Source organism: Brevundimonas sp. FV2ps16, assembly GCF_058681075.1.
Genome location: NZ_CM178728.1, coordinates 1,484,341 through 1,504,405, shown reverse-complemented (window position 1 = coordinate 1,504,405; position 20,065 = coordinate 1,484,341). Strand labels below are relative to the sequence as shown.

Genomic DNA, 20,065 nt, shown 5'->3' with positions numbered 1-20,065 from the left:
GAGGGAGAGACGGAGACTTCACGTCAGCCTGTCCGCCTTCCTCAGCCCGGGGAACATCGCCGACCAGGCGCCGGTCGCCGCCAGCGCGCCGAACCCGCCGAACACCGCCGCCCCGACCGCGCCCAGCAGCCGGACCATGACCCCGGAATAGGCCTCGCCCAGCTCGTTCGAGGCGCCGATGAACAGCATGGAGACCGACGAGACCCGGCCGCGCATATGGTCGGGCGTGGCCAGCTGGATCAGGGTCTGGCGGATATTGACGCTGATCATGTCCGCACCGCCGCCGATCAGCAGGGCCAGGGCGCTGAGCCAGACGATCTTGGACAGGCCGAAGGTCAGGGTGCACAGGCCGAACACCGCCACCGCCGCGAACATCCACCGGCCGCCGTGCCGCACGATCGGATAGCGGCTCAGATAGATGGCCACCGCCATGGCGCCGACCCCGAACGAAGCCCGCAACAGGCCGAACCCCTGGGGGCCGACGTGGAGGATGTCGCGCGCGAAGATCGGCGTGAGCAGGGCCACGCCGGCGAACAGGACCACGATGAGGTCCAGGGAGATGGCGCCCAGGACGATCTTGGTCTGCCACACATAGGCCAGCCCCTCCTTGACCGAGTCGATCGGCGACAGGGGATTGGCCTGGGGCGCCGGCTTGCCGCTGGTGCGGATCAGCAGGAAGGCCGCCACGGCCAGAAGGAACATGCCCAGGGCCACGGCATAGGCCAGGGGCACGTTGACCCCGACGATCACCCCGCCCAGGGCCGGACCGGCGATGGCCCCGGTCTGGAAGGCGATGGACTGGGCGGCGATGGCGGGCGGCAGGGCCTTGCGCCCCACCACCATCGGCAGGAAGGCCTGGCTGGCCGGCGCCAGGAAGGCCCGGGCCGCGCCGAACAAAGCCGCCACCGCCAGCAACCCCCACAGGGGCGGGTTTCCGTGCAGGGCCATGGCCAGGAAAGACCCGGCGCAGGCCGCCTCGACCAGGATGGAGATCCACACCGTACGCTTGCGGTCGCGCCGGTCGGCCATAGCCCCGGCCGGCAGGGTGAAGGCCAGAAGCGGCAGGAACTGACACAGGCCGACTAGGCCCAGATACAGGCTGGCCTGCTCGATCGGGTGATCGCGCCGGGCGATCTCATAGACCTGCCACAACAGGGCCGAGGACTGGATCTGGATGGCCAGCACGGCGACCACACGGCCGAACCACAGCAGGCGGAAGTCGCGAATGCCCCAGGGACTGGAGGGGCCTTCGGCAAGGGCGGTGTCGGTAGAGTCTGTGGTCACGTGCGTCTGGGCTGTTTCGGATAGGGCGAACCGTCGCGGTGGAAGTAGCGGTCCGCGCCCGCAGGCAGGACCATGTCGATGTCGGGGTAGTCGCAAGGGGTGACGGTCGGGCTGCGCGTGCCGACCTCGAGCAGAACCGCCTCACGGCCGGATCGGTTCTCGATCCGGTGGCCATTGGGAACGCCGGCCTTGAAGCCGGCGCAGTCGCCCGCGCGAAGCACGGTCTCGCCGTCCTCCTCGACCAGGACGACCTCGCCCTCGACCACCATGACGAACTCGTCCTCGGCTTCGTGCCAGTGCCGCTGGCTGGACCAGGCGCCGTCGGGCAGGCGCAGCAGGTTGACGCCGAACTGGCTCAGGCCCGCCGCATCGCCCAGCTTCCAGCGGCGGCGCGACAGGCAGGGGCCGGCGAATTCGTCCGGATAGGTCGTGCCGTCGCCCCGGGGCGCGGCGTCGATGTCGATCTTGGGCATGGGACTTCTCGCCGTGACGCGATGTCCGTAAAGCATAGCCGCATGAGCCGCGCATCAACTCCTGTGATCGATCCTGTCGAACTGACCCGCGACCTGATCCGTATTCCGTCCGTCACCCCCGCCGACGAGGGGGCCATGGACGTGCTGGAACGCCATCTGACGGCCCTGGGCTTCCACTGCCGCCGTCTGGCCTTCGAGGGGCCGGGGGGCGAAGGGGTCCATGCGCGGATCGAGAACCTGTATGCGCGGCGCGGAACCGCCTCGCCCAATCTGTGCTTCGCCGGCCATACGGACGTGGTGCCGACCGGGCCGTCGGAGCAGTGGTCGGCCCAGCCCTTCACTGCCGAGGTCAGGGACGGCGTCCTGTATGGCCGGGGCGCGGTGGACATGAAGGGCGGGATCGCCGCCTGGGTCGCCGCCGTGTCCCAGGTGCTGGCCCATCATGCCGAAAATGGGGGCGAGCCGAAGGGCTCCCTCTCCTTTCTGATCACCGGCGACGAGGAAGGCCCGGCCCTGCACGGCACCAAACGGGTGGTCGAGACCCTGATGGCCGAGGGCGAGGTGATCGACGCCTGCGTGGTGGGCGAACCGTCCTCGTCGCAGCACCTGGGCGACATGATCAAGGTCGGGCGGCGCGGCTCGCTGAACACCTGGATCACGGTCACGGGCAAACAGGGCCACGTCGCCTATCCGGAACGGGCGGCCAATCCGGCGCCGGTGATCGCCCGGCTGATGGCGCGGCTGAACGACCATGTGCTGGACGACGGCTATGAGGGTTTCCCGCCGTCGAACCTCGAGATCACCAGCATCGACATCGGCAATCCGGCGACCAACATCATACCGGCCGAGGCGAAGGCGCGGCTGAACATCCGCTTCAATCCCAGCCATACGGGCGACGGGTTGATCGACTGGCTGAACCGCGAGGCCGGGGCCATGCAGGCCGAGACCGGGCTGCAGATCCGCCTGGAGCACCTGTGTTCGGGCGAGGCCTTCCTGACCGAGCCCGGCGTCTTCGTCGCGGCGGTGCAGGACGCGGTCGAGGCCGTCGCCGGCCGCCGCCCCGAGGCCTCCACCACCGGCGGCACCTCCGACGCCCGCTTCATCCGCGCCCTGTGCCCGGTCTTGGAACTGGGCTTGGTCGGCCAGACCATGCACCAGATCGACGAACGGGTGCCGACGGCGGAGCTGGAGACACTGACGGCGGTCTATCGCCGGGTGATCGAGACGGTGTTCGAGCGGCTGTGAAGCCGGGGAAATAGACTCAATCACGCTGTGAAAGCCAAGGGACGAACAGGCCAAGCCTGCTCGTCCCGCCGAGACCTAGTCCGCCTGGGCGGCGTCCGGTCGCTTCTTCTTCGCCGGCCCGGGGGCGGCGGCCTCGTCAGCCGAGGGCGCGCTTTGCAGGCTCGGCGCGGGCTCCGGCGTCCGTAGTGCGCCGGTCAATCCCTTCAGATCAGCTCCAGACAGGCCCACCTCGGCCATCAGTTGATCGACCAGTGGGGCCTGGGCGCGATAGCGCAGGGCGCTGCTGACGACCTGTTCCGACAGGTTGCCGTCGTGCGAGCCGCCGGCGCCCGCGCCGGCCGAAGCGCCGCCGCCGTTCAGGCCTTCGACCTGGACGATCTTGATGGAGTCGATGCTCTCCATCGGCTTGACGGACTCGGCGATGATACGGTCCAGGTTCTCGATCAGCTTGATGCGTATCTGCATCGCGACCTGTTCGGCAGACAGCAGATTCGCCGCAGTGTTCAAGGCTTGCTGGCCGGCGGCCTCGACCTCGTAGTGGACCCGCGCCGCCTCGGCGGCCGCGCGCACGGCCTTGGCCTGGGCCTCGGCCTCGATCGTGGTCTTGTCGGCCTGACCGCGCGCCTGTTCACGCAGGGCTTCGGCCTGGTCGGCGGCGGCGATCTTCTCGGCCTCGGCGGCGACGCGGACGGTGATGGCCTCGCGCTCGGCCTCCTTGGTCGCCTCGATCAGCTCGATGATCTTCTGACGATCAGCGGCTTCGCGGTCTCGCATCGTCTTGACCTGCTCCTCGGCCTGGACGGCGAGCGCCAGCGCCTTGTCGGCCTCGGCCTTGGCTTCGGACTGGGCGCGGGACTTCTCAGCGACGGCGATGTCGCGATCCTGCTCGGACAGTTCGATCGCCTTGGCCTTCTCGATGTCCTGGGTCTCGACGGCGCGGGCCTTGGAGATTTCGCGCTCGGCGACTTCCTGTTCCATGGCGATGCGCTGCTGGGCGACGAGACGCTCGGCCTCGATCCTCGCCTGCTCGATCTGCTGCTGGGAAGTGATCTTGGCGGCCTCGGCCTCGCGCGCCTTCTCGGCCTCCTGGCGGGCCACGTCCGCGCCCTGCTCGGCCCGACGATTGGCCAGCTCGCGCTCCTGTTCCAGCTGAGCGTATTCTTCGTCGCGCTGGATCTCCAGCGTACGGCGCTGGGCCTCAAGGTTCTTGGTGCGGATCTGGACCTGGGTGTCCTGTTCGATATCGTTGCGCAGCTTCTTGCGCAGTTCGATCTCCTCGGTCAGCCGCGTCAGACCCTCGGCGTCGAAGGCGTTGGACGGATTGAAATGCTCCATCGCGGTCTGGTCGAGGCCGGTCAGCGACACGGTCTCAAGCTCCAGACCGTTCTTCAGCAGATCCTCGGACGAGACCTGCTGCACCTTCTGGACGAAGTGGGTGCGCTGCTCGTGCAGCTCCGTCATCGTCAGCTCGGCCGCGACCGAGCGCAGGGCGTCGACGAACTTGCCCTCGACCAGGTCCTTCAATTGTTCGGGGTGCATCGTCCGCAAGCCCAGGGTCTGGGCGGCCGAGGCGATGGCGTCGGCGCTGGGTTGAACCCGGACATAGAACTCGGCCAGCACGTCGACACGCATGCGGTCCTTGGTGATCAGCGCCTGTTCATTGCTGCGCTGAACCGCCAGACGCAGGGTGTTCATATTGACCTGGATCGTCTCGTGCAGGACCGGCAGTACCAGGGCGCCGCCGTTCATGACGACCTTCTCGCCGCCGAAGCCGGTGCGAACGAAGGCAGTCTCCTTAGACGCTCGCTTGTACAGGCGAGCGAAGATCAGGCCCAGGATCAACAGGGCGACAAGCCCTGCACCGGACAGAATGGCGATCTCTATGAGCGAGTTCATTTGAAGGGCCCCTAAACTTGAAAAGTCGTCAGACAGACGCGTCGAGCAGCGACGCGCTGGTGTTGTGAATGGCGAAGTATTTGGCCCCCGCATGCCGGACCAACAGCACACTGCTACCCTGGGCGAAGACGTCTGTAGCGTTGTCCGGCTCGACCATGACGTAGTGGACCTGGCCATGCTCGTCGCGCACGCGGGCCTCGGCCGCGCTGGCGTGGCGCGCCTCCCCTGTGACAATGACCGCCACCCGCCCGACAAGACTGTCGCGCGAAACCGCCGTGGTCTCGTCACGCGGCATGATTTTGGCGACGCCGCGACCGAAGACTCGCGTCACCGGCAGGCCAACCGCGAAGGCCAGCGGGGCCGCGAGAAACCAAGGGGCGGGTTGGCCGAAAATTGCGGCGACGATCCTCTGGCCGATCAGCCCCGTCATGCCAAAGGCGAACAGGAAGACGACGATCAACATCAGCAGCGGCAACCGCCCGACATTCAGCCAGGACAGAAGCGAGGGGGTCTCGACATTGACGTCCGCGTCCACCCCGTCGAGCCCATCGCCGGCCGCCAGGCCGCCGCCCAGACCGAGGGCCTCGACCACGCCGATGAGCATCATCAGAACGAGGGCCGCGACAAAGGGCACATTGTCCGGCGAAAAAAGAAACCCCCACATCGGCGGCGTCAGCCCTTGTCGCCGGTGCGCGCCTTGATGGCGGCGAGACGTTCCTCGACGCGGTTCCGGCGCGCCAGACCGTCCAGTTCCGCCAGCTTGGCGCCCTGCTCGCGGTCAACGCCCCCCAGGGGCGGCGCCCCTTCGCGAGCCATCAGCCGGTCGAAGGCGCCGGTCGCGTTCTCGACGCGGCGGGTCACGCTGGGCTTGCCGTCGGAGCCCACACCGCCCGTGGCCGCACCTGCGTCCTCGGCGCCGCGCGCCCGGGCCAGAAGCATGGACTGGAAGGCTTCCTCCATCTCCCTGCGCTTGGCGAGCAGGGCGGCGACATAGCCTTCCAACTCGATCTCGCGCTTGCCGGCATCGGCCACCGTGGCCTCCAGGACGGGGACCTGGGCTTCGACGTCGAGTTGATGCTCGACCGCCGCGCGGGCCAGGTCCTCGCGGCCTTCACGCAGCGCCAGTTCGATCTGGCCCGCCAACTCCTCGTGACGGCTGCTCTGTTCAGTCAGCCGTTTGTTGGCCAGATGCTTGCCGGCGATGGTGCGGCCCAGTTCGGCGCGAACATCGTCCACCGCCTTGTCGATTTCACGCAGGGTCTGCTGGACGATGGCGTCCGGCATGGCGCCTTCGATCGTATCGATCAGCGCGTGCGCACTGCCCGAGACGATGCGGCCGACGCGAGCGCTAAGTGTATCCGCCATGCTCTTGATCCTTCCGTTAGCGCGCGGCCAGGGCCGCAGAAACAAGCCGCATCAGTTCGGCCGACTCGGCGAGTCGGCGAGAGATGACGGCGGGGTCATAGGCCGGAGCAGTGGGCGTCAGGGCCCAGCGCAACAGCTGATCGGTCATCCGGGTCGCGCAATCCACCAGTCGCGCCTCGTGCCGGACAAGCTCGTCCGAAACGCCCGTCGAGCCAGGGCGCGGGGCGGTCAGGGCCAGGGCCAGGAATTCCTCGGCGATGTTCATCAACCCCACTGCGACGTCTGAGTGACGGTCCAGATCCTGCTCGATGATGCGGACCGCACGGACCGTCGCGGCCATGTGATTGTGACTGACCGCCAGGGCCGCGGGAAAGGAATCGAGCGGCTCAGCCCTTTGCCGCGCCTGCCTGATAAGACCGCGAATCTTATCGCTGGCCGTCACCGCGCCGTCGATCTCCAGCTTCGAAAGGAAGCTGGTGTCGTCCTCAGAAAGCCGGACACTGAGAGGGGTGGTCAGGGAAGCCATGCGAAGTTTGTATTACATCGTATTTCGTTTGTAAACATTCTCACTCAGCAGTCACGCTTGGGCCGCCAGATTTGGTCTCTGCAAGGGCATCTCGGGCAGCACCCATTCTTTACCTGCGCTCCAAAAACCGCAGCGCGGTCAGGACATGCGTCTTCACCCCCAGCGGCAACACCTTCTCGTTCGGCGAGAACGCCGGCGAGTGGTTGGGCGCCGACTGGGACGGGTCCACGCCGTCGGGACTGACTCCAAGATGGTAGAAGACGCCCGGGATGGCTTGCTGGAAATAGCTGAAGTCCTCGGCCACCGTGGTCGGAGGCGTGGCGGGGTTGACGTTGTCGGCGCCCGCCGCCTCGGTCAGGACCGGGGCCAGCCAGGCGGACAGGCCGGGGTCGTTGAAGACCAGGGCGGCGTTCTGTTTGACGCCGAACTCGGCGGTGGCACCATAGGCGGCGGCGACGTGGTCGATGCCGGTCTCGGCGCGGGCGACCAGGGCGTCGCGCTGGGCGACGTCGAAGGTGCGAAGCGTGCCCGACAGGGTCGCGCTGTCGGGGATGATATTATAGCGGACGCCGGCGTTCAGGGTGGCGATGGTGAAGACCGTCGGGGTGGTGGTCGGATCGACCGTGCGGGCGGTCAGGGTGTTGACCGTCTCGATCACCTGGCCCGCCACCGCGATCACGTCCACGCCGCGCCAGGGCCAGGCGCCGTGGGTCTGCTTGCCCTTCAGCACGATATCGACCCGGTCCGAGGCGGCCATGAAGCCTTCAGGGCGGTAGAAGACGCTGCCCGGACGGCCGGGGACGACGTGCAGGCCGAAGATGGCCTCGGGCTTCGGATCGTTCAGCCCGCCCTCGGCGATCATCAGGGCGGCGCCGCCCTTGGGTTCGCCGGGAGGTGCGCCCTCCTCCGCCGGCTGGAAGATGAAGACCACTGTGCCGGCGATCTGATCCTTCATCCCGGCCAGGACTTCAGCCGCCCCCATCAACATGGCCATGTGCATGTCGTGGCCGCAGGCGTGGGCCACGGGCACCGTATTGCCCATATAGGTTCCTGTGGCGGTCGAGGCGAAATCCAGTCCCGTCGCCTCCTGCACCGGCAGGGCGTCCATATCGGCGCGCAGGGCCACGACCCGGCCGGGACGGGCGCCGTGCAGGACGCCGACGACGCCGGTCTTGCCGACCCCGGTGCGGACCTCCAGGCCCAGGGACCGCAGATGGTCGGCGATGACGGCGGCCGAGCGGGTCTCGGCGAAGCCCAGTTCGGGATGCTGATGGAAGTCGCGGCGCCATTCGACCACCTGGGGCGTCACGCGCTGGATGGCGGCGTCCACGCTGGCCGCAGAGACCTGGGCCTGAGCCTGGGCCGGGGCGGCGCCCGCCGCGAGCAGCAGGGTCAGGGTGGAGGCGGCGAACAGGCGGCGCATGTGATCATCCTGTGAAATCGTCAGAGCCGCAGGATGAGGGCGCCCGCCGCGCTTGTGCAACGCCCATCGCTCGGCGACACTCGAATCATGGCCAAGCCGATCAAGAGCACGACGACCGAGTGGCGCGACGTCGTGCTGGTGTGCCGTAAATGTTCGAAGAAGCTGGACGGCGGGTTCGGCCCGGACGGCGACCTGACCCTGAAGAAGGCCCTGCGCAAATATCTGCACCTGAAGAAGGGCAAGAAGGGGCGCAAGGGCGAGCTGACCGTGGCGGGGACCGACTGTTTCGACATCTGTCCCAAGGGCGGTGTGGTGGCGGTCAACGCCGCCCATCCCAAGAAACTGCTGATCATCCCGGCTGGCGCCGACCTGTTCGAGGTCAAGACGCGGCTGGGGCTGGACGATGGGCGGCGGCTGAAGGTGGTCGTCCCCGACTGAGACGTCTTTCTTCCGCCGTCCAGTCGTGCCAGATCGGCGGCATGGACGACACGAAGATCGAGAAACGCGCCGGCGTGCGAGCGACCTCCGACCGGATCTGGGAGCTGGTCAGCGACCTGTCGCGTTGGAGCGAATGGAATTCGTTTGAGACGGAGGTCGAGGGCGCCATCGCCTTCGGCGGTCAGCTGAGCCTGACCGAGGCCTTTCCGGGCCAGCCCGAGCGACGCGCGACCGCCCGTGTCGCCGACTGGCGCCCCTTTGTGCGGCTGGTCTGGACCGAGAACCGGGGCTTCCTGTTCCGCACCCTGCGCTACATCGACATCGAGGAGCTGGAAAAGGGCAGCTGCATCGTCTCGTCGGCGCACAAGTTCGCGGGCCTGAGGGGCGAGCTGTTCCACGACAAGCACCGGATCGCCCTGCGCGATGCGCACCAGGACATTGTCGATCGGCTGAAGGCGGCGGCCGAAGCCTGAATGGAAGCCTGATCTTAGCCCTTGGCCATGGTGTCCATAATGTTCAGGATCGCCGGGCCCAGGATGACGATGAACAGGACCGGCAGGAAGAACAGGATCATCGGCACGGTCAGCTGCGCCGGCAGGGCCGAGGCCTTCTTCTCGGCCGTAGACAGCCGCAGATCGCGGTTTTCCTTGGCCATGACCCGCAGGGCCGAGGACAGGGGCGTGCCGTAGGTCTCGGCCTGGGTCATGGCGACGGCGACGGATTTGACGCCGGGATGATTGGTCCGCTTGCCCAGATTCTCATAGGCCATGCGGCGGTCGGGCAGATAGGAGAGCTCGGCCGACAGCAGGGACAGCTCCTCGGCCAGATCGATGGAGGATGTGCCGATCTCCTGGCTGACCTTGGCGATGGCCGCCTCGATCGACATACCCGCCTCGACGCAGATCAGCAGCAGGTCGAGGGCGTCGGGGAAGGCCTGCATGATCGAGGTGCGGCGCTTGGTGATCCGGTTGGTCAGGAACAGGTTGGGCGCATAGAAGCCGGCCACGGCGGCGGCCATACAGGCGGTGATCTTCTGCATCGTGGGCCAGTCCACGATCTTGATCACGAACATGTAGAACGCCGCGACGACCAGGAAGAGGAAGGGCGAGGCGAAGCGGAAGAAGTAGAAGGTGGTCAGCGGGCGCGGCCCGCGATAGCCGGCCTGGGCCATCTGGTCGGCGACCTTGGGATCCTCCAGCAGCTGGGTCAGGTTCAGCCGGTCCACGACCCGCTTCTTGAAGCCGCCGTCGTCGGTGTGACGCAGGCCGCCCGGACCGCTGTGGATGGCGGCGCGCGACCGACGCTTAAGCTCGTCGCGGCGTTCGGACACGGCCTTCATCCGCTTGTCCAGCTTGACCCCGCCGGTCATCGACGACAGCAGGGTCAGGACGGTGGCGAAGACCAACACGCCCACGCCGAGGCTGAGCAGGTTCTGCGGATCGGTGATGAAGCGGATGAAGCCCTGCATGGTCCCCGCCTCAGATCTTGAACGAGATCATGCGCTTCATCACGAAGACGCCCAGGCTCATCAGGGCGGCCGCGACCAGCAGCAGGAAGTTGCCGCGCATGTCGGTGAACAGGATCATCATGTAGCTGGGGCTCGAGAACATGACCATGGTCATGACCGCCGGCGGCAGGGCGGCGATGATGCCGGCGGAAGCCAGGGCCTCGGACGACAGGGCCTTGACCTTCTCGGCCATCATCCGACGGGCGCGCAGCACGGTCGACAGATTGCCCAGGGCTTCGGCCAGGTTGCCGCCGGTCTTCTGCTGGATGGCGATGACGATGGTGAAGAAGCGCAGTTCGGGCGTCGGCATCTGTTCGAACATCTTGTCCAGCGCCTGCTCCAGCGTCATGCCGACGCCGAGAGCCTCGACCAGCTTCTTGAACGCCGGGCCGAGGGGTGCGGGGCTCTCGCGGGCGATGATCTTGAAACATTCGTGGACCGGCAGGCCCGACTTGATGCCGCGAACGATGACGTCCACCGCATTGGGAAACTCGAGCGAGAATTTCTTCATCCGCCGCTTGGCCAGGAAGCCGACGACCCAGCGCGGCAGGCCCAGGCCGACGACCACTCCGACGCCGAGCGCCAGCAGTATATTCAGGCCGCCCAGCAGGGCGGCGAAGCCGGCGATCAGGCCGATGACGCCGCTGGCGATATAGAAGGTCCGGACACTGATCGACAGACCCGCCTGTTTCAGCTTGGAGGCCATGTTGGCGCGCGCCTTGCGTTCGCGCCGGTCCGCCTCCTGAAGCTGGACCATGATCTGCTTGCGCCGCGCCTCGGGCGTATTGGCGGCGGCGGCGGCCTTGCGAGCGACCGCGGCGTCGCGCTTGCCTTCGCCCAGGCTCTTGGCGCGTTTGATCGCCTGACCGGAAGAATCGTCTCCGCCGACGAAGACCCAGCCCAGACCGCCGATGGTGATGAAGGCGAGGACCGCCGCGAGGATCGGCAACATGTCCCTACTCCGCCGCGTCGAGGGCGTCGGCCAGTTCGCGCTCGAGCCCATAGTAGCGGGCGCGGTCCCAGAAGCGGGGACGGGCGATGCCGGTCGAGCGGTGGCGACCGATGACCTTGCCGTGCTCGTCTTCGCCGGTGATATCGTAGACGAACAGATCCTGGGTCACGATCACGTCGCCTTCCAGCCCGACCACCTCGGTGATGTGGGTAATGCGGCGCGAGCCGTCGCGCAGGCGGGCGGCCTGGATGATGACGTCGACCGAGCCGACGATCATCTCTCGGATGGTCTTGGACGGCAGGCCGTAGCCGCCCATGGTGATCATCGATTCCATCCGGCTGATGGCCTCGCGCGGGGAGTTGGCGTGCAGGGTGCCCATGGAGCCGTCATGGCCGGTGTTCATCGCCTGCAGCAGGTCGAAGGCCTCGGGGCCGCGCACCTCGCCGACGATGATCCTTTCGGGACGCATCCGCAGGCAGTTCTTCACCAGGTCGCGCATGGTGATGGTGCCCTGGCCCTCCAGGTTCGGCGGCCGGGTCTCCAGGCGCACGACGTGCGGCTGCTGCAGTTGCAGCTCGGCGGCGTCCTCGCAGGTGATGACCCGCTCGGTCGGGTCGATGAAGGCCGTCAGGGTGTTGAGCAGGGTCGTCTTGCCCGAGCCGGTGCCGCCCGAGATGACGATATTGCAGCGCGAGGCGCCGATGACGCCCAGGACGCGCGCGCCCTCGGGACTGATGGACTTGTAGTCCACCAGGTTCTTCATCGTCAGCTTGTCCTTCTTGAACTTCCGGATCGTCAGGGTCGGGCCGTCCAGCGCCAGCGGCGGGGCGATGACGTTGACGCGCGATCCGTCGGGCAGGCGGGCGTCGCAGATCGGGCTCGACTCGTCGACGCGGCGGCCCACCTGGGACACGATCCGCTGACAGATATTCATCAGCTGGTTGTTGTCGCGGAACCGGACATTGGTCAGCTGGACCTTGCCCGCGACCTCAATGAAGACCCGGCCGGCGCCATTGACCATAATGTCGGCGATGTCGTCGCGGGACAGCAGCGGCTCGAGCGGGCCGTAGCCGAGGACGTCGTTGACGATGTCCTGGACCAGATGCTCCTGCTCGGCGACAGACATGGAGACATTCTTGATCGCCACCAGTTCGGCGACGATGTCTCGGATTTCTTCCGACGCGGCCTTGGTGTCCAGCTGAGCCAGCTGGGCCAGGTCGATCGTGTTCATCAGCGCGTTGAAGATGGTGGTCTTCGTCGCGTGGTAATAGTCGCTCTGTTCCCGGACGATCTCGGCGACCGCTTGAGCCTTTTTCAGCTGTTCGAAGCCGGCCGTGGCCTTGGGGCCGGGCCCGGGTTTGCCGCCTTGAGCAGCGGCGGCCGGATGCGGCGCATCGGGTGCGGGGCGAGAGGCCAGGGCGTCGAGCCGGTCGGCCTTCGCCGCGCCGGCCATCGTACCGGACGAGGCGCCGCCGAACTGGGCGGGAGCGTCGGCCGCGGCGAAGGCTTCAGCCACAGGCTCCAATTCGGGGCCCCCAAAGGCGAAGGCCTCGGTCTGCACGCCTGGCGTCGGCTGGCGCGAGGTGGTCCCGACCTCAGGCCCTGCGCCGGCGGCGGGCGCGGGACGCAGGGGGACCGTCGCGGCGCCGGGCTGGCCTGTGCGCTTTCCGAACACCCGTCAGCGCTTCTTGAACATGCCGGCGAACAGCGACTTCGACTCGGTCGCGCCGCTGGTCTTGCCCGGCTTGGCCTTGGGTCCGGCCAGCGCCGGAATCTCCCGCTGCGAGACGATCTGGGCCAGGGTCTGGAAGGCCTCGGCCGCCTTGGTCTTGGCGCCCGCGTCCAGGATCATCTGGCCGTTGTTGGCGGCGGCGCCGAAGGTCTTGGCGTCGAAGGGGATGATCAGGCTGGGATGGACGCCTAGGGCCGCGCCGAAATCCTTGGCCGGGATCTCGGGACGGGCCGGCACGCCGACCTGGTTCAACACCAGGCGCGGCGGGGCGTCATTGGGCCGACCCGAACGGATCAGGTCCATCATGTTCTTGGCGTTGCGCAGCGAGGCCAGGTCCGGCGTGGCCACGATCACCACTTCATCGGCGCTGATCAGGGTGCGGCGCATCCACGGCGACCACAGGTGCGGCAGGTCCAGGACCACGAAGGGCGCCGTCGAGCGGATGCGCGTCGTCACCTCTTCGAAGGCCTCGGTCGAAATGTCCCAGTCGGTGTCCAGGGTGGCGGGCGCCGCGAACAGGCTGAGCTTGTCGGTGCAGCGGACCATCATCCGGTCCAGCAGGGTCGAATCCAGCCGGTCGGGCTGACCCAGGGCGTCGGCGACGCCGCTGAGCGGGTCCTGGTTGAAATCGAGGCCCGCGGTGCCGAACGGCAGGTCATAATCGACGATGACCGTGTTGGCGCCGATCCGTTCCGAAATGGCGTAGGCGGTGTTGTGCGCCACGGCCGAGGCCCCCGCCCCGCCCCGCGCGCCGACAAAGGCGATGGAGCGGCCGACGAAGGGTTGGGCCGGGTCGTTGAACAGGCCGCCGATGGCCGCGATCAGTTGCAGGGGCTGGAGCGGCCCCACCAGATATTCGCTGACGCCGCGACGCATCAGCTCGCGGAACAGCAGAATGTCATTGGTCGGGCCAACGACGACGACCTTGGTGCCTGCATCGCAGACCTCGGCCAGCTGATCGACCTCCCACAACAGGGTCTGGGGGTCCTTCAGGCATTCGACGATGATCAGCGGCGGAGTCGGCTCGTGCTGATAAGCGGCCACGGCGGCCATGATCCCGCCGATGCGGATCTGGGTGGTGGCGCGCGACAGGCGACGGTCCTGAGCGGCGCGCTCGGCCGCCGCCAGGGTGTCCTGGCGCTCGGCGAAGACATGGATGGCGATGCGCGGCACCGACACTTCGCCGATAGCGCTGGACGGGGCCAAACCGACGGGGGCCAGGGTCGCAGGCGCCAAGCCGGCGGGCGGCAGGCCTGAGGGAGCGAGATCAGACGCGGCCAGGTCCGCCGGCGCCAGCGTCTCCTGCGGCGCCGGCGTCAGGGTCGACTGGGCCTGGGCCAGCAGGTCGCCGACAGGATTGAAGCCGGCGCCGGCGGTCGGCGGGGTCACGGACTGGGCTTCCGCTGAAGTCGGCATAGAGGCGGGCGGCGTGAACTGAAGCGGCGAACGCGCAGGCTCGCTGGGGAAGGCGGCGGCCTCCGAAAAATCCATATCGACGTCATAGGGATCGTCGTAGGGCTCGGGGGTTCGGGAAGCGGGGATAGTCATGAACTAGTCGACCGCTCTGGAGATTTCGCCGTCGATCAACGGCTCTTGCGGCGCCGAGGTGGTGGCGCCGGCGCGATAGGTGTCAAACACCTTGCCCCGACGCCCCGTGTCCGACGCGGCGAGGGCGGCCGGAGCGACGATGTCGCGGGGATTGGCGATCTGGGCGGCCAGATTGGCGGTCACGGCGCAACCGAACGACGCCGACGGCTGGTTCGAGAAACTGGACCGCATGCCGGCCTGGGTGGCGGCGCAGTTGGGAACGAACGCCCGGACGGTCTCGAACCCGGCGAGGATCGGCGCACGGGCGGCGGGGGCGTCATAGGAGACGACCTGAACCCGGGCGGCCGGGACGCCGCGCGCGACCAGGGCGTCACGGGTGTTCCAGGCGACCTGATGCGCGACCGGATCGTCGCCGGTCGGGGTCTCGACACGGATGATGTCCCCGCGCGCCTGAACGAAACGGGCGGCGAGATCCGCCAGGGCCGCCTGCTGAGTGGTCGACAGCCCGCCATCGTGCACCGCCAGGGCGATGCGATCGACGCCCGGTTCGACCTGCAGCACATAGCGGGAAGCGGCGTTCAGGGGCGGCGCGCCGGTCGATCCGTTGGCGGCGCAGGCCGAAACCAGGGCCGAGACGGCGGCGATGGCGGCGAATCTGATCATGGGACGGCTCATTCGATCACATAGCCCACGGGGCCGGACCAACCGGCGGAGGCAGGTCCGGGTGCAGCCTGGGGCGTGCCGTAGGTCTGGCTCAGTTGTCCGAACAGGATGGTCTGGGCGTCATTGGCGATGTGCAGCCCGTCGGCAGGCGTCTGCAGGCGCCCCGGCGCCGTGGGCGACGCCAGATAGGCCTCGATGATGATGACCAGCTCGGTCTCGCCCGACAGATAGTCGCGCGACCGGAACAGCGCGCCCAGCACGGGCACATCGCCGAGCGCCGGCAGTTTGTCGACGTTCTGGCGCGTCGACTCGCTCAAGAGGCCGGCGATCATCAGCGAACCGCCGGAGGGGAGCTCGACCGTGGTCGAGGCGCGGCGCACGGTCAGGCCCGGGATAACCAGGGTGGTCGAGTCCGTTCCCAGGGTAAAGGCGCCGTCGGTGCTGAGTTCGGACACCTCGGTCGACAATTGCAGCGATATCCGGCCTGCCGACTGGACGATCGGCCGCACGGCCAGACGCACGCCGTAAGGCTTGAACTCGATCCCGACGCGGGCGCCGTTGCCGTCGTCGGACAGACCGACCGGCACCGGAAATTCGCCGCCGGCCAGGAACTCGGCGTTCTCGCCGTTGACCGAGGTCAGATTGGGTTCGGCCAGGGTGCGCATCAGGCCGGCGCGTTCGAAGGCGCGGACAGTGGCCGACAGGCTGTTGCCGTTTCCGCTGATGTCGCGATAGCCCACCCCGCCGCCGCCCAGCAGGCTGCCGTTAACCGCGAAGGTCGATGTCTGGCTCAGAGCCAGACCGTCGCCGACGGTGTTCAACACGGCGCTGACGTCCATGCCCAGTTGCTTGACCGCCGAGCGCTGCACTTCGACGATCCGGGCCTTCACCGTGACCTGATCGGATCCGGTGACGCCGATCAGATTGATGACCTTCTCTGGCGCGCTGACGAAGGCGCCGGCGACGCGGCGCGCCTGGTCGGCCTGGGACGGGCTGGTGGCCGTGCCTGTCAGGATGATGGTGTCGTTGACCGCCTCGGCCCGGATCGAACCGCCGGGGATCAGGCGGCTCAGGGTGTCCTGCAGGGCGCTGGTTCCGGCGTCCACGCGGACGCGCAGGCTGAGAATGGTGCGGCCCGCCGCGTCCAGGAAGACGGCGTCTGTCTCACCCGGCGTGACGCCGATGACGGTGATGCGGCGCGGCGAGTGCAGCATGGCCTCGGCCACCTGCGGGTTGGAAACGATGACGTCGCGCGCGTCGGCCGGCAGGTCGACGGCGAAGGAGGTCCCGCGCGGCAGGTTGATAAGTCGGGGCGCGGCGCCGGTCGAGACGGCGGTGCGGCTCTGGGCCACGCCAAGGGCGGGCGCGACGGCTAGGCCCGCCAGCAGGGCGCAGGCGAGGACGGCGGTCTTGCGCATGATCGTCTTCCTCACGGCGTCACCACCTCGGGGGCGCCGCCGCGGTAGATGCGGACGGTCTGGGGCTGAGACTGGGCGGGAGCGGGGCCGCGACGGAGCGAGCCGGAGGGCCCGGCCGTATCGGCATAGGAACGCAGCGACAGGGACAGCTCGCCCTGGGCCTTGGCCTGGGCCAGGATCTCGGCGTCGCGCGGCCCGACCTCAAGCGTGGCGGTGGCGCCCACTACGGCCTGTTCGTCGTCGCCGGCGCGGGTCGACTGGTCGATGGCCAGGACCTTGACGTTATGCAGGACGGTGCCCGCGATGAACTTGCCGCCGCCGCCCTCGACGCCGCTCTTGTCCTCGCCGGTGAAGACCACGTCCACGCGGTCGCCCGGCAGGATGAAGCCGCCGGCGGCGGATTCCACCGTCACGCCGATGGCCATGGCCCGCATGCCGGGCTCCAGATAGGCGGCCAGATAGCCGCTGTCGCCGGCGCGCACGATCTTGCGGCCGACGATCGGCTCGCCGGCCAGAATAGGCTCGCGCACGACCGAGCCGACATAGTCCGCCTTGGCGCCCGGGCCGGCCATCTGGGCGACAGCCTTGGCCGTGCCCTCGACGGCGGCTTCGGTCTTCTCGGCTGAACTCTCGGCGGCCGGCTTGGCGGGAATAGGCGTGGAGCCGTCGGTGATGAAGGCGGGATTGACCTCGTCCAGCGGCCAGTCCTTCCAGGCCAGGTCGCCCTCGGTCAGACGTTTGCCGGGCTCGAGATCCTTGGCCGCGACCAGGATCTTGGCCATGGGGCGCGCCTCGACAGACGCGGCGGCGGCCGGCGCGGCCGGGGCGCCATTGCCCATGGCGCGGACCACCAGGGCCAGACCGAGCGCCGATACGGCGGCGATGCAGATGACGACGATACGGGCGGGCTTCATCCAGAGAACTCCGACAGACGCCGCGACCCGGACCCGGTCCATGGTGCGCTGCCGTTAACAATCATGAGGCCTGCGGGTTAATGCGCTCCTAAGCCTGGATGCGCTCCGGTCAGGTGGGAACGACGTCACCGTCCGGCCAGAAAGCCGCTCATCAGATCAGCCTCTGGGAAGGCCAGCAGGGCGCCGATGGCGATGGCGACGCCATAGGGAATATGGCCCTTGGGCTCCAGCAACCGGGCGACCCAGCCGGGCGCCGTGGGCGTAAGGAATTGCAGATGCTGGCGCGCCAGGATCAGCAGTAGGCAGAACAGCCCCCCCGCGACGCCGGTCCACAGCAGGAACATGGCCGAGCCGCTCCAGCCCAGCCACAGGCAACTGGCCGCGATCAGCTTGGCGTCGCCGCCGCCGATCCAGTTCAGGGCGAACATCCCCATGCCGACGATCAGGGCCAGGACGGCGACTCCGACATGGACGCCCATGCCCGTCAGGCCGAGCCCCGCCGCCAGGGCGACCGGGAAGAACAGCACGATCAGCGCCAGCGAGATCCAGTTCGGAATCTTCATCGTCACCAGGTCGTGCAGACCGCCGACGATGACGAGCGCAGGCATCAGGCCCAGGGCCAGTAGGAGGAAGGCGTGCATCCCTCATCCTTACCGGCCGGACGTTAAGGCCGCGTTTCCCCTGTCCGCAAAGGACAAAGAGAAAGGGCCGGGGCGTCGCCGCCCCGGCCCTTCACGATTTCAAGACTTGACCGCGCCTTAGGCGGCGGGCTTGGAAAGCTTGTCGCTCACGCCCTTGAAGGTCGCGTCAAGGTTCGTGCCCAGGGTGGTCAGGGCGGTGATGATGACGACGGCGATCAGAGCGGCGATCAGGCCGTATTCGATGGCGGTGGCGCCCGACTCGTCTTTGGCGAAACGCGAAATGAACTTGGTCATGGTAGATCCCTTTTAAAATTGTCCAGCGAGCAACTTGGCGGGGGGAGCCGGTAGCCCGCTTGACCCCCAAACGCAGGGACAGAATGGCCAACGCCTATTAAGGGTGAGTCACAAATTGTGGTTACGTTTGGATTCACCAAAGAAAATCGGAATTTTATTGCTTCAGCCTTTGTTGAGGAAGCGGGCGGCAATATGCGCGCGTCCGCGTTCATACGCGCTATCGCACCAGAGCCGCCGATGCCCCGCCCCCTTCCGATCCTGCTCGCCGCCGCCTTTGTCGCCGCTCCAATGGCGACGTCCGCCCAGAACAGCGCCCTTAATGTCGAGATCGATCGCTCCGCCCGGGTTCAACTGAGCGGTCCGGCCTCCTCTGTGATCGTCGGCAATCCGGGGATCGCCGACGTCACCGTCGTGGACGCCAACACCCTGTTCATCCTCGGCAAGGGCTATGGCGTGACCGAGGTCGTCGCCGTGGACAGCCTGGGCCGCACCCTGTTCCAGCGCGAAATCGTCGTCACCGGCGGCTCGACCGGCACGGTGCGCGTCTGGCGCGGGGCCCAAGCGACCGAAATGGCGTGCGGCTCCTCCTGCGCCCCCAGCGTACGCAAGTCTCAAGGCGCGGCGGCCGCCGTCGCGCCCTAGGGACCGCTTGATGATCCGCCGCCTTGTCTTGATCCGGCCACGCCGCAGCGCCGCCCGCAAGGCGCGCGAGGGCGCGGCGGCTGTCGAATTCGCCATGGTGGCCGTGCCCTTCTTCGTCCTGCTGTATTCGCTGCTCGAGCTGGGTCTGGTCTTCATGATCGACGCCGTGGCCGAAAACGCCGTGATCGACGCCACCCGTCTGATCCGCACGGGCCAGGCCCAGGAGCAGGGGTTCGACGCAGCCAAGTTCAAGACGGCCTTCTGCGCCAACATGAGCGTGTTCCAGAGCGACTGCGCGGCACGGACCACGATCGACGTTCGTGTCGTCGCCCATTTCGCCGCGGAAGATGAAGGAACTGACGCCGACGGCGACGGCGTGCCCGATGAAGACAGTTATGACGGCGGCGACGCGCAGGACCTGATCCTGGTGCGGATCTGGTATCGCCAGCCGATGATCGCCCCGTCGCTGACCCAGGCGGTCACCAGCGGCGGCGCGGGCGAGGTCGTCATCTCGTCCACCACCGCCTTCCGCAACGAGCCCTGGAATGCCTAGGCTCTCGATCCGCAGACTGTTGCGCAGACTGGCCGGCGACGAGCGGGGCGTGTCCGCAGTCGAATTCGCCCTGATCGCCCCGGTGATGATCCTGTTTTACGCCGGGCTGGTGGACCTGTGTCAGGGCTATATGGCGTTGAAGCGGACCAGTCACGTGGCTGCTGCGGTCGCCGATCTGGCCTCCCAGTCCACCGTCCTGACCGCGACCGAGGTGGACGGCATCTTCGAGGCCGGCCCCGGCATCATGGCTCCCTTCAACTCTACGGATCTGGAACAGAGGATCAGCAGCGTCACCCGCGTATCGGCGTCCAGCTACAAGGTGGACTGGAGCCGCAGTTCCAAGACCACCGGCGCCCTGTCCGGGGACCTGACCGTCGCCGCCGCCAAGGTGCCCGCCGACATGCTGGCCAATGGCGAGTCGGTGATCATCGCCGAAGTGGCTTATACCTATGCGTCGCCCTTCCAGCAGTTCCTGCCGGAGTTCAGGTTCGAGCGCCGCGCCCTGCTGGAGCCGCGGCGGACCGCCGTCATCACCTGCTCGACCTGCTGAT

The 20,065-nt window shown here is 67.7% G+C and carries 22 protein-coding genes; 6 read left to right on the top strand and 16 right to left on the bottom strand.

Going from position 1 to position 20,065, the window contains the following annotated elements; translation table 11 throughout:
• Positions 1 to 18: 18 nt before the first annotated feature.
• The gene (locus tag ACW170_RS07200; protein WP_492088960.1) at positions 19 to 1,284 is read right to left on the bottom strand and encodes an MFS transporter; all 1,266 of its coding nucleotides are present in this window, start codon (positions 1,282 to 1,284) and stop codon (positions 19 to 21) included.
• On the bottom strand, positions 1,281 to 1,757 hold the full coding sequence (locus tag ACW170_RS07195) for a cupin domain-containing protein (RefSeq protein WP_492088959.1): 477 nt from the start codon (positions 1,755 to 1,757) through the stop codon (positions 1,281 to 1,283). The genes ACW170_RS07200 and ACW170_RS07195 overlap by 4 nt, the downstream gene beginning before the upstream one ends.
• 42 nt (positions 1,758 to 1,799) lie before the next feature.
• On the opposite strand from ACW170_RS07195, the gene dapE reads away from it, so the two are divergent.
• Positions 1,800 to 3,002, top strand: coding sequence for a succinyl-diaminopimelate desuccinylase (dapE, locus tag ACW170_RS07190; RefSeq protein WP_492088958.1), 1,203 nt, complete (start codon positions 1,800 to 1,802; stop codon positions 3,000 to 3,002).
• Positions 3,003 to 3,077: 75 nt separating this feature from the next.
• Here the strand turns inward: dapE and ACW170_RS07185 are convergent, their stop codons facing one another.
• The 5 genes from ACW170_RS07185 to ACW170_RS07165 form a co-directional block, all read right to left on the bottom strand.
• On the bottom strand, positions 3,078 to 4,898 hold the full coding sequence (locus ACW170_RS07185; RefSeq protein WP_492088957.1) for a flotillin family protein: 1,821 nt from the start codon (positions 4,896 to 4,898) through the stop codon (positions 3,078 to 3,080).
• Between the two features lie 28 nt (positions 4,899 to 4,926).
• On the bottom strand, positions 4,927 to 5,562 hold the full coding sequence (locus tag ACW170_RS07180; protein WP_492088956.1) for a YqiJ family protein: 636 nt from the start codon (positions 5,560 to 5,562) through the stop codon (positions 4,927 to 4,929).
• Between the two features lie 8 nt (positions 5,563 to 5,570).
• On the bottom strand, positions 5,571 to 6,263 hold the full coding sequence (locus ACW170_RS07175) for a PspA/IM30 family protein (protein ID WP_492088955.1): 693 nt from the start codon (positions 6,261 to 6,263) through the stop codon (positions 5,571 to 5,573).
• 16 nt (positions 6,264 to 6,279) lie between these two features.
• Positions 6,280 to 6,789, bottom strand: a complete 510-nt coding sequence (locus tag ACW170_RS07170; protein WP_492088954.1) for a hypothetical protein — start codon at positions 6,787 to 6,789, stop codon at positions 6,280 to 6,282.
• Between the two features lie 109 nt (positions 6,790 to 6,898).
• Positions 6,899 to 8,212 (bottom strand): amidohydrolase, encoded by a 1,314-nt coding sequence (locus tag ACW170_RS07165; RefSeq protein WP_492088953.1) that lies wholly within the window; start codon positions 8,210 to 8,212, stop codon positions 6,899 to 6,901.
• Between the two features lie 87 nt (positions 8,213 to 8,299).
• On the opposite strand from ACW170_RS07165, the gene ACW170_RS07160 reads away from it, so the two are divergent.
• Together ACW170_RS07160 and ACW170_RS07155 are read left to right on the top strand one after the other, a co-directional pair.
• Positions 8,300 to 8,650 (top strand): hypothetical protein, encoded by a 351-nt coding sequence (locus ACW170_RS07160; protein ID WP_492026597.1) that lies wholly within the window; start codon positions 8,300 to 8,302, stop codon positions 8,648 to 8,650.
• 41 nt (positions 8,651 to 8,691) lie between these two features.
• Positions 8,692 to 9,123, top strand: coding sequence for an SRPBCC domain-containing protein (locus ACW170_RS07155; RefSeq protein WP_492088952.1), 432 nt, complete (start codon positions 8,692 to 8,694; stop codon positions 9,121 to 9,123).
• Between the two features lie 14 nt (positions 9,124 to 9,137).
• Here the strand turns inward: ACW170_RS07155 and ACW170_RS07150 are convergent, their stop codons facing one another.
• The 9 genes from ACW170_RS07150 to ACW170_RS07110 form a co-directional block, all read right to left on the bottom strand.
• Positions 9,138 to 10,118: a type II secretion system F family protein gene (locus tag ACW170_RS07150; protein ID WP_492088951.1), complete on the bottom strand. Its 981-nt coding sequence runs from the start codon at positions 10,116 to 10,118 to the stop codon at positions 9,138 to 9,140.
• A 10-nt stretch (positions 10,119 to 10,128) separates the two neighbouring features.
• On the bottom strand, positions 10,129 to 11,109 hold the full coding sequence (locus ACW170_RS07145) for a type II secretion system F family protein (protein ID WP_492088950.1): 981 nt from the start codon (positions 11,107 to 11,109) through the stop codon (positions 10,129 to 10,131).
• A gap of 4 nt (positions 11,110 to 11,113) precedes the next feature.
• A complete protein-coding gene (locus ACW170_RS07140) occupies positions 11,114 to 12,562 on the bottom strand; it encodes a TadA family conjugal transfer-associated ATPase (RefSeq protein ID WP_492089152.1) in 1,449 nt (482 codons plus the stop codon).
• 225 nt (positions 12,563 to 12,787) lie between these two features.
• On the bottom strand, positions 12,788 to 14,389 hold the full coding sequence (locus ACW170_RS07135; RefSeq protein ID WP_492088949.1) for a cellulose synthase operon protein YhjQ/BcsQ: 1,602 nt from the start codon (positions 14,387 to 14,389) through the stop codon (positions 12,788 to 12,790).
• Positions 14,390 to 14,392: 3 nt separating this feature from the next.
• On the bottom strand, positions 14,393 to 15,052 hold the full coding sequence (locus ACW170_RS07130; RefSeq protein WP_492088948.1) for a CpaD family pilus assembly protein: 660 nt from the start codon (positions 15,050 to 15,052) through the stop codon (positions 14,393 to 14,395).
• Positions 15,053 to 15,060: 8 nt separating this feature from the next.
• On the bottom strand, positions 15,061 to 16,470 hold the full coding sequence (locus ACW170_RS07125; protein WP_492088947.1) for a type II and III secretion system protein family protein: 1,410 nt from the start codon (positions 16,468 to 16,470) through the stop codon (positions 15,061 to 15,063).
• An 11-nt stretch (positions 16,471 to 16,481) separates the two neighbouring features.
• Positions 16,482 to 17,384: a Flp pilus assembly protein CpaB gene (gene cpaB / locus ACW170_RS07120; RefSeq protein WP_492088946.1), complete on the bottom strand. Its 903-nt coding sequence runs from the start codon at positions 17,382 to 17,384 to the stop codon at positions 16,482 to 16,484.
• 125 nt (positions 17,385 to 17,509) lie between these two features.
• Positions 17,510 to 18,025: an A24 family peptidase gene (locus ACW170_RS07115; protein WP_492088945.1), complete on the bottom strand. Its 516-nt coding sequence runs from the start codon at positions 18,023 to 18,025 to the stop codon at positions 17,510 to 17,512.
• Between the two features lie 117 nt (positions 18,026 to 18,142).
• The gene (locus ACW170_RS07110; RefSeq protein ID WP_271165234.1) at positions 18,143 to 18,319 is read right to left on the bottom strand and encodes a Flp family type IVb pilin; all 177 of its coding nucleotides are present in this window, start codon (positions 18,317 to 18,319) and stop codon (positions 18,143 to 18,145) included.
• A 237-nt stretch (positions 18,320 to 18,556) separates the two neighbouring features.
• Here ACW170_RS07110 and ACW170_RS07105 point away from each other — a divergent pair, with 237 nt between their 5' ends.
• The 3 genes from ACW170_RS07105 to ACW170_RS07095 are packed head-to-tail and all read left to right on the top strand — an operon-like array spanning position 18,557 to position 20,064.
• Positions 18,557 to 18,961, top strand: a complete 405-nt coding sequence (locus ACW170_RS07105) for a pilus assembly protein N-terminal domain-containing protein (RefSeq protein ID WP_492088944.1) — start codon at positions 18,557 to 18,559, stop codon at positions 18,959 to 18,961.
• Positions 18,962 to 18,971: 10 nt separating this feature from the next.
• On the top strand, positions 18,972 to 19,514 hold the full coding sequence (locus ACW170_RS07100) for a TadE/TadG family type IV pilus assembly protein (RefSeq protein ID WP_492088943.1): 543 nt from the start codon (positions 18,972 to 18,974) through the stop codon (positions 19,512 to 19,514).
• Positions 19,507 to 20,064: a TadE/TadG family type IV pilus assembly protein gene (locus ACW170_RS07095; RefSeq protein ID WP_492088942.1), complete on the top strand. Its 558-nt coding sequence runs from the start codon at positions 19,507 to 19,509 to the stop codon at positions 20,062 to 20,064. Before ACW170_RS07100 ends, ACW170_RS07095 begins: the two co-directional genes overlap by 8 nt.
• Position 20,065: the final 1 nt, after the last annotated feature.

Coding starts and splice junctions, on each gene's coding strand:
- ACW170_RS07145 (WP_492088950.1), bottom strand. CDS start 11,109: ATGTTGCCGATCCTCGCGGCGGTCCTCGCCTTCATCACCATCGGCGGT.
- ACW170_RS07180 (WP_492088956.1), bottom strand. CDS start 5,562: ATGTGGGGGTTTCTTTTTTCGCCGGACAATGTGCCCTTTGTCGCGGCC.
- ACW170_RS07160 (WP_492026597.1), top strand. CDS start 8,300: ATGGCCAAGCCGATCAAGAGCACGACGACCGAGTGGCGCGACGTCGTG.
- ACW170_RS07150 (WP_492088951.1), bottom strand. CDS start 10,118: ATGCAGGGCTTCATCCGCTTCATCACCGATCCGCAGAACCTGCTCAGC.
- ACW170_RS07110 (WP_271165234.1), bottom strand. CDS start 18,319: ATGACCAAGTTCATTTCGCGTTTCGCCAAAGACGAGTCGGGCGCCACC.
- ACW170_RS07195 (WP_492088959.1), bottom strand. CDS start 1,757: ATGCCCAAGATCGACATCGACGCCGCGCCCCGGGGCGACGGCACGACC.
- ACW170_RS07165 (WP_492088953.1), bottom strand. CDS start 8,212: ATGCGCCGCCTGTTCGCCGCCTCCACCCTGACCCTGCTGCTCGCGGCG.
- ACW170_RS07170 (WP_492088954.1), bottom strand. CDS start 6,789: ATGGCTTCCCTGACCACCCCTCTCAGTGTCCGGCTTTCTGAGGACGAC.
- ACW170_RS07125 (WP_492088947.1), bottom strand. CDS start 16,470: ATGCGCAAGACCGCCGTCCTCGCCTGCGCCCTGCTGGCGGGCCTAGCC.
- cpaB (WP_492088946.1), bottom strand. CDS start 17,384: ATGAAGCCCGCCCGTATCGTCGTCATCTGCATCGCCGCCGTATCGGCG.
- dapE (WP_492088958.1), top strand. CDS start 1,800: ATGAGCCGCGCATCAACTCCTGTGATCGATCCTGTCGAACTGACCCGC.
- ACW170_RS07100 (WP_492088943.1), top strand. CDS start 18,972: ATGATCCGCCGCCTTGTCTTGATCCGGCCACGCCGCAGCGCCGCCCGC.
- ACW170_RS07175 (WP_492088955.1), bottom strand. CDS start 6,263: ATGGCGGATACACTTAGCGCTCGCGTCGGCCGCATCGTCTCGGGCAGT.
- ACW170_RS07115 (WP_492088945.1), bottom strand. CDS start 18,025: ATGCACGCCTTCCTCCTACTGGCCCTGGGCCTGATGCCTGCGCTCGTC.
- ACW170_RS07105 (WP_492088944.1), top strand. CDS start 18,557: ATGCCCCGCCCCCTTCCGATCCTGCTCGCCGCCGCCTTTGTCGCCGCT.
- ACW170_RS07140 (WP_492089152.1), bottom strand. CDS start 12,562: ATGGCCGGCGCGGCGAAGGCCGACCGGCTCGACGCCCTGGCCTCTCGC.
- ACW170_RS07095 (WP_492088942.1), top strand. CDS start 19,507: ATGCCTAGGCTCTCGATCCGCAGACTGTTGCGCAGACTGGCCGGCGAC.
- ACW170_RS07135 (WP_492088949.1), bottom strand. CDS start 14,389: ATGACTATCCCCGCTTCCCGAACCCCCGAGCCCTACGACGATCCCTAT.
- ACW170_RS07155 (WP_492088952.1), top strand. CDS start 8,692: ATGGACGACACGAAGATCGAGAAACGCGCCGGCGTGCGAGCGACCTCC.
- ACW170_RS07130 (WP_492088948.1), bottom strand. CDS start 15,052: ATGATCAGATTCGCCGCCATCGCCGCCGTCTCGGCCCTGGTTTCGGCC.
- ACW170_RS07185 (WP_492088957.1), bottom strand. CDS start 4,898: ATGAACTCGCTCATAGAGATCGCCATTCTGTCCGGTGCAGGGCTTGTC.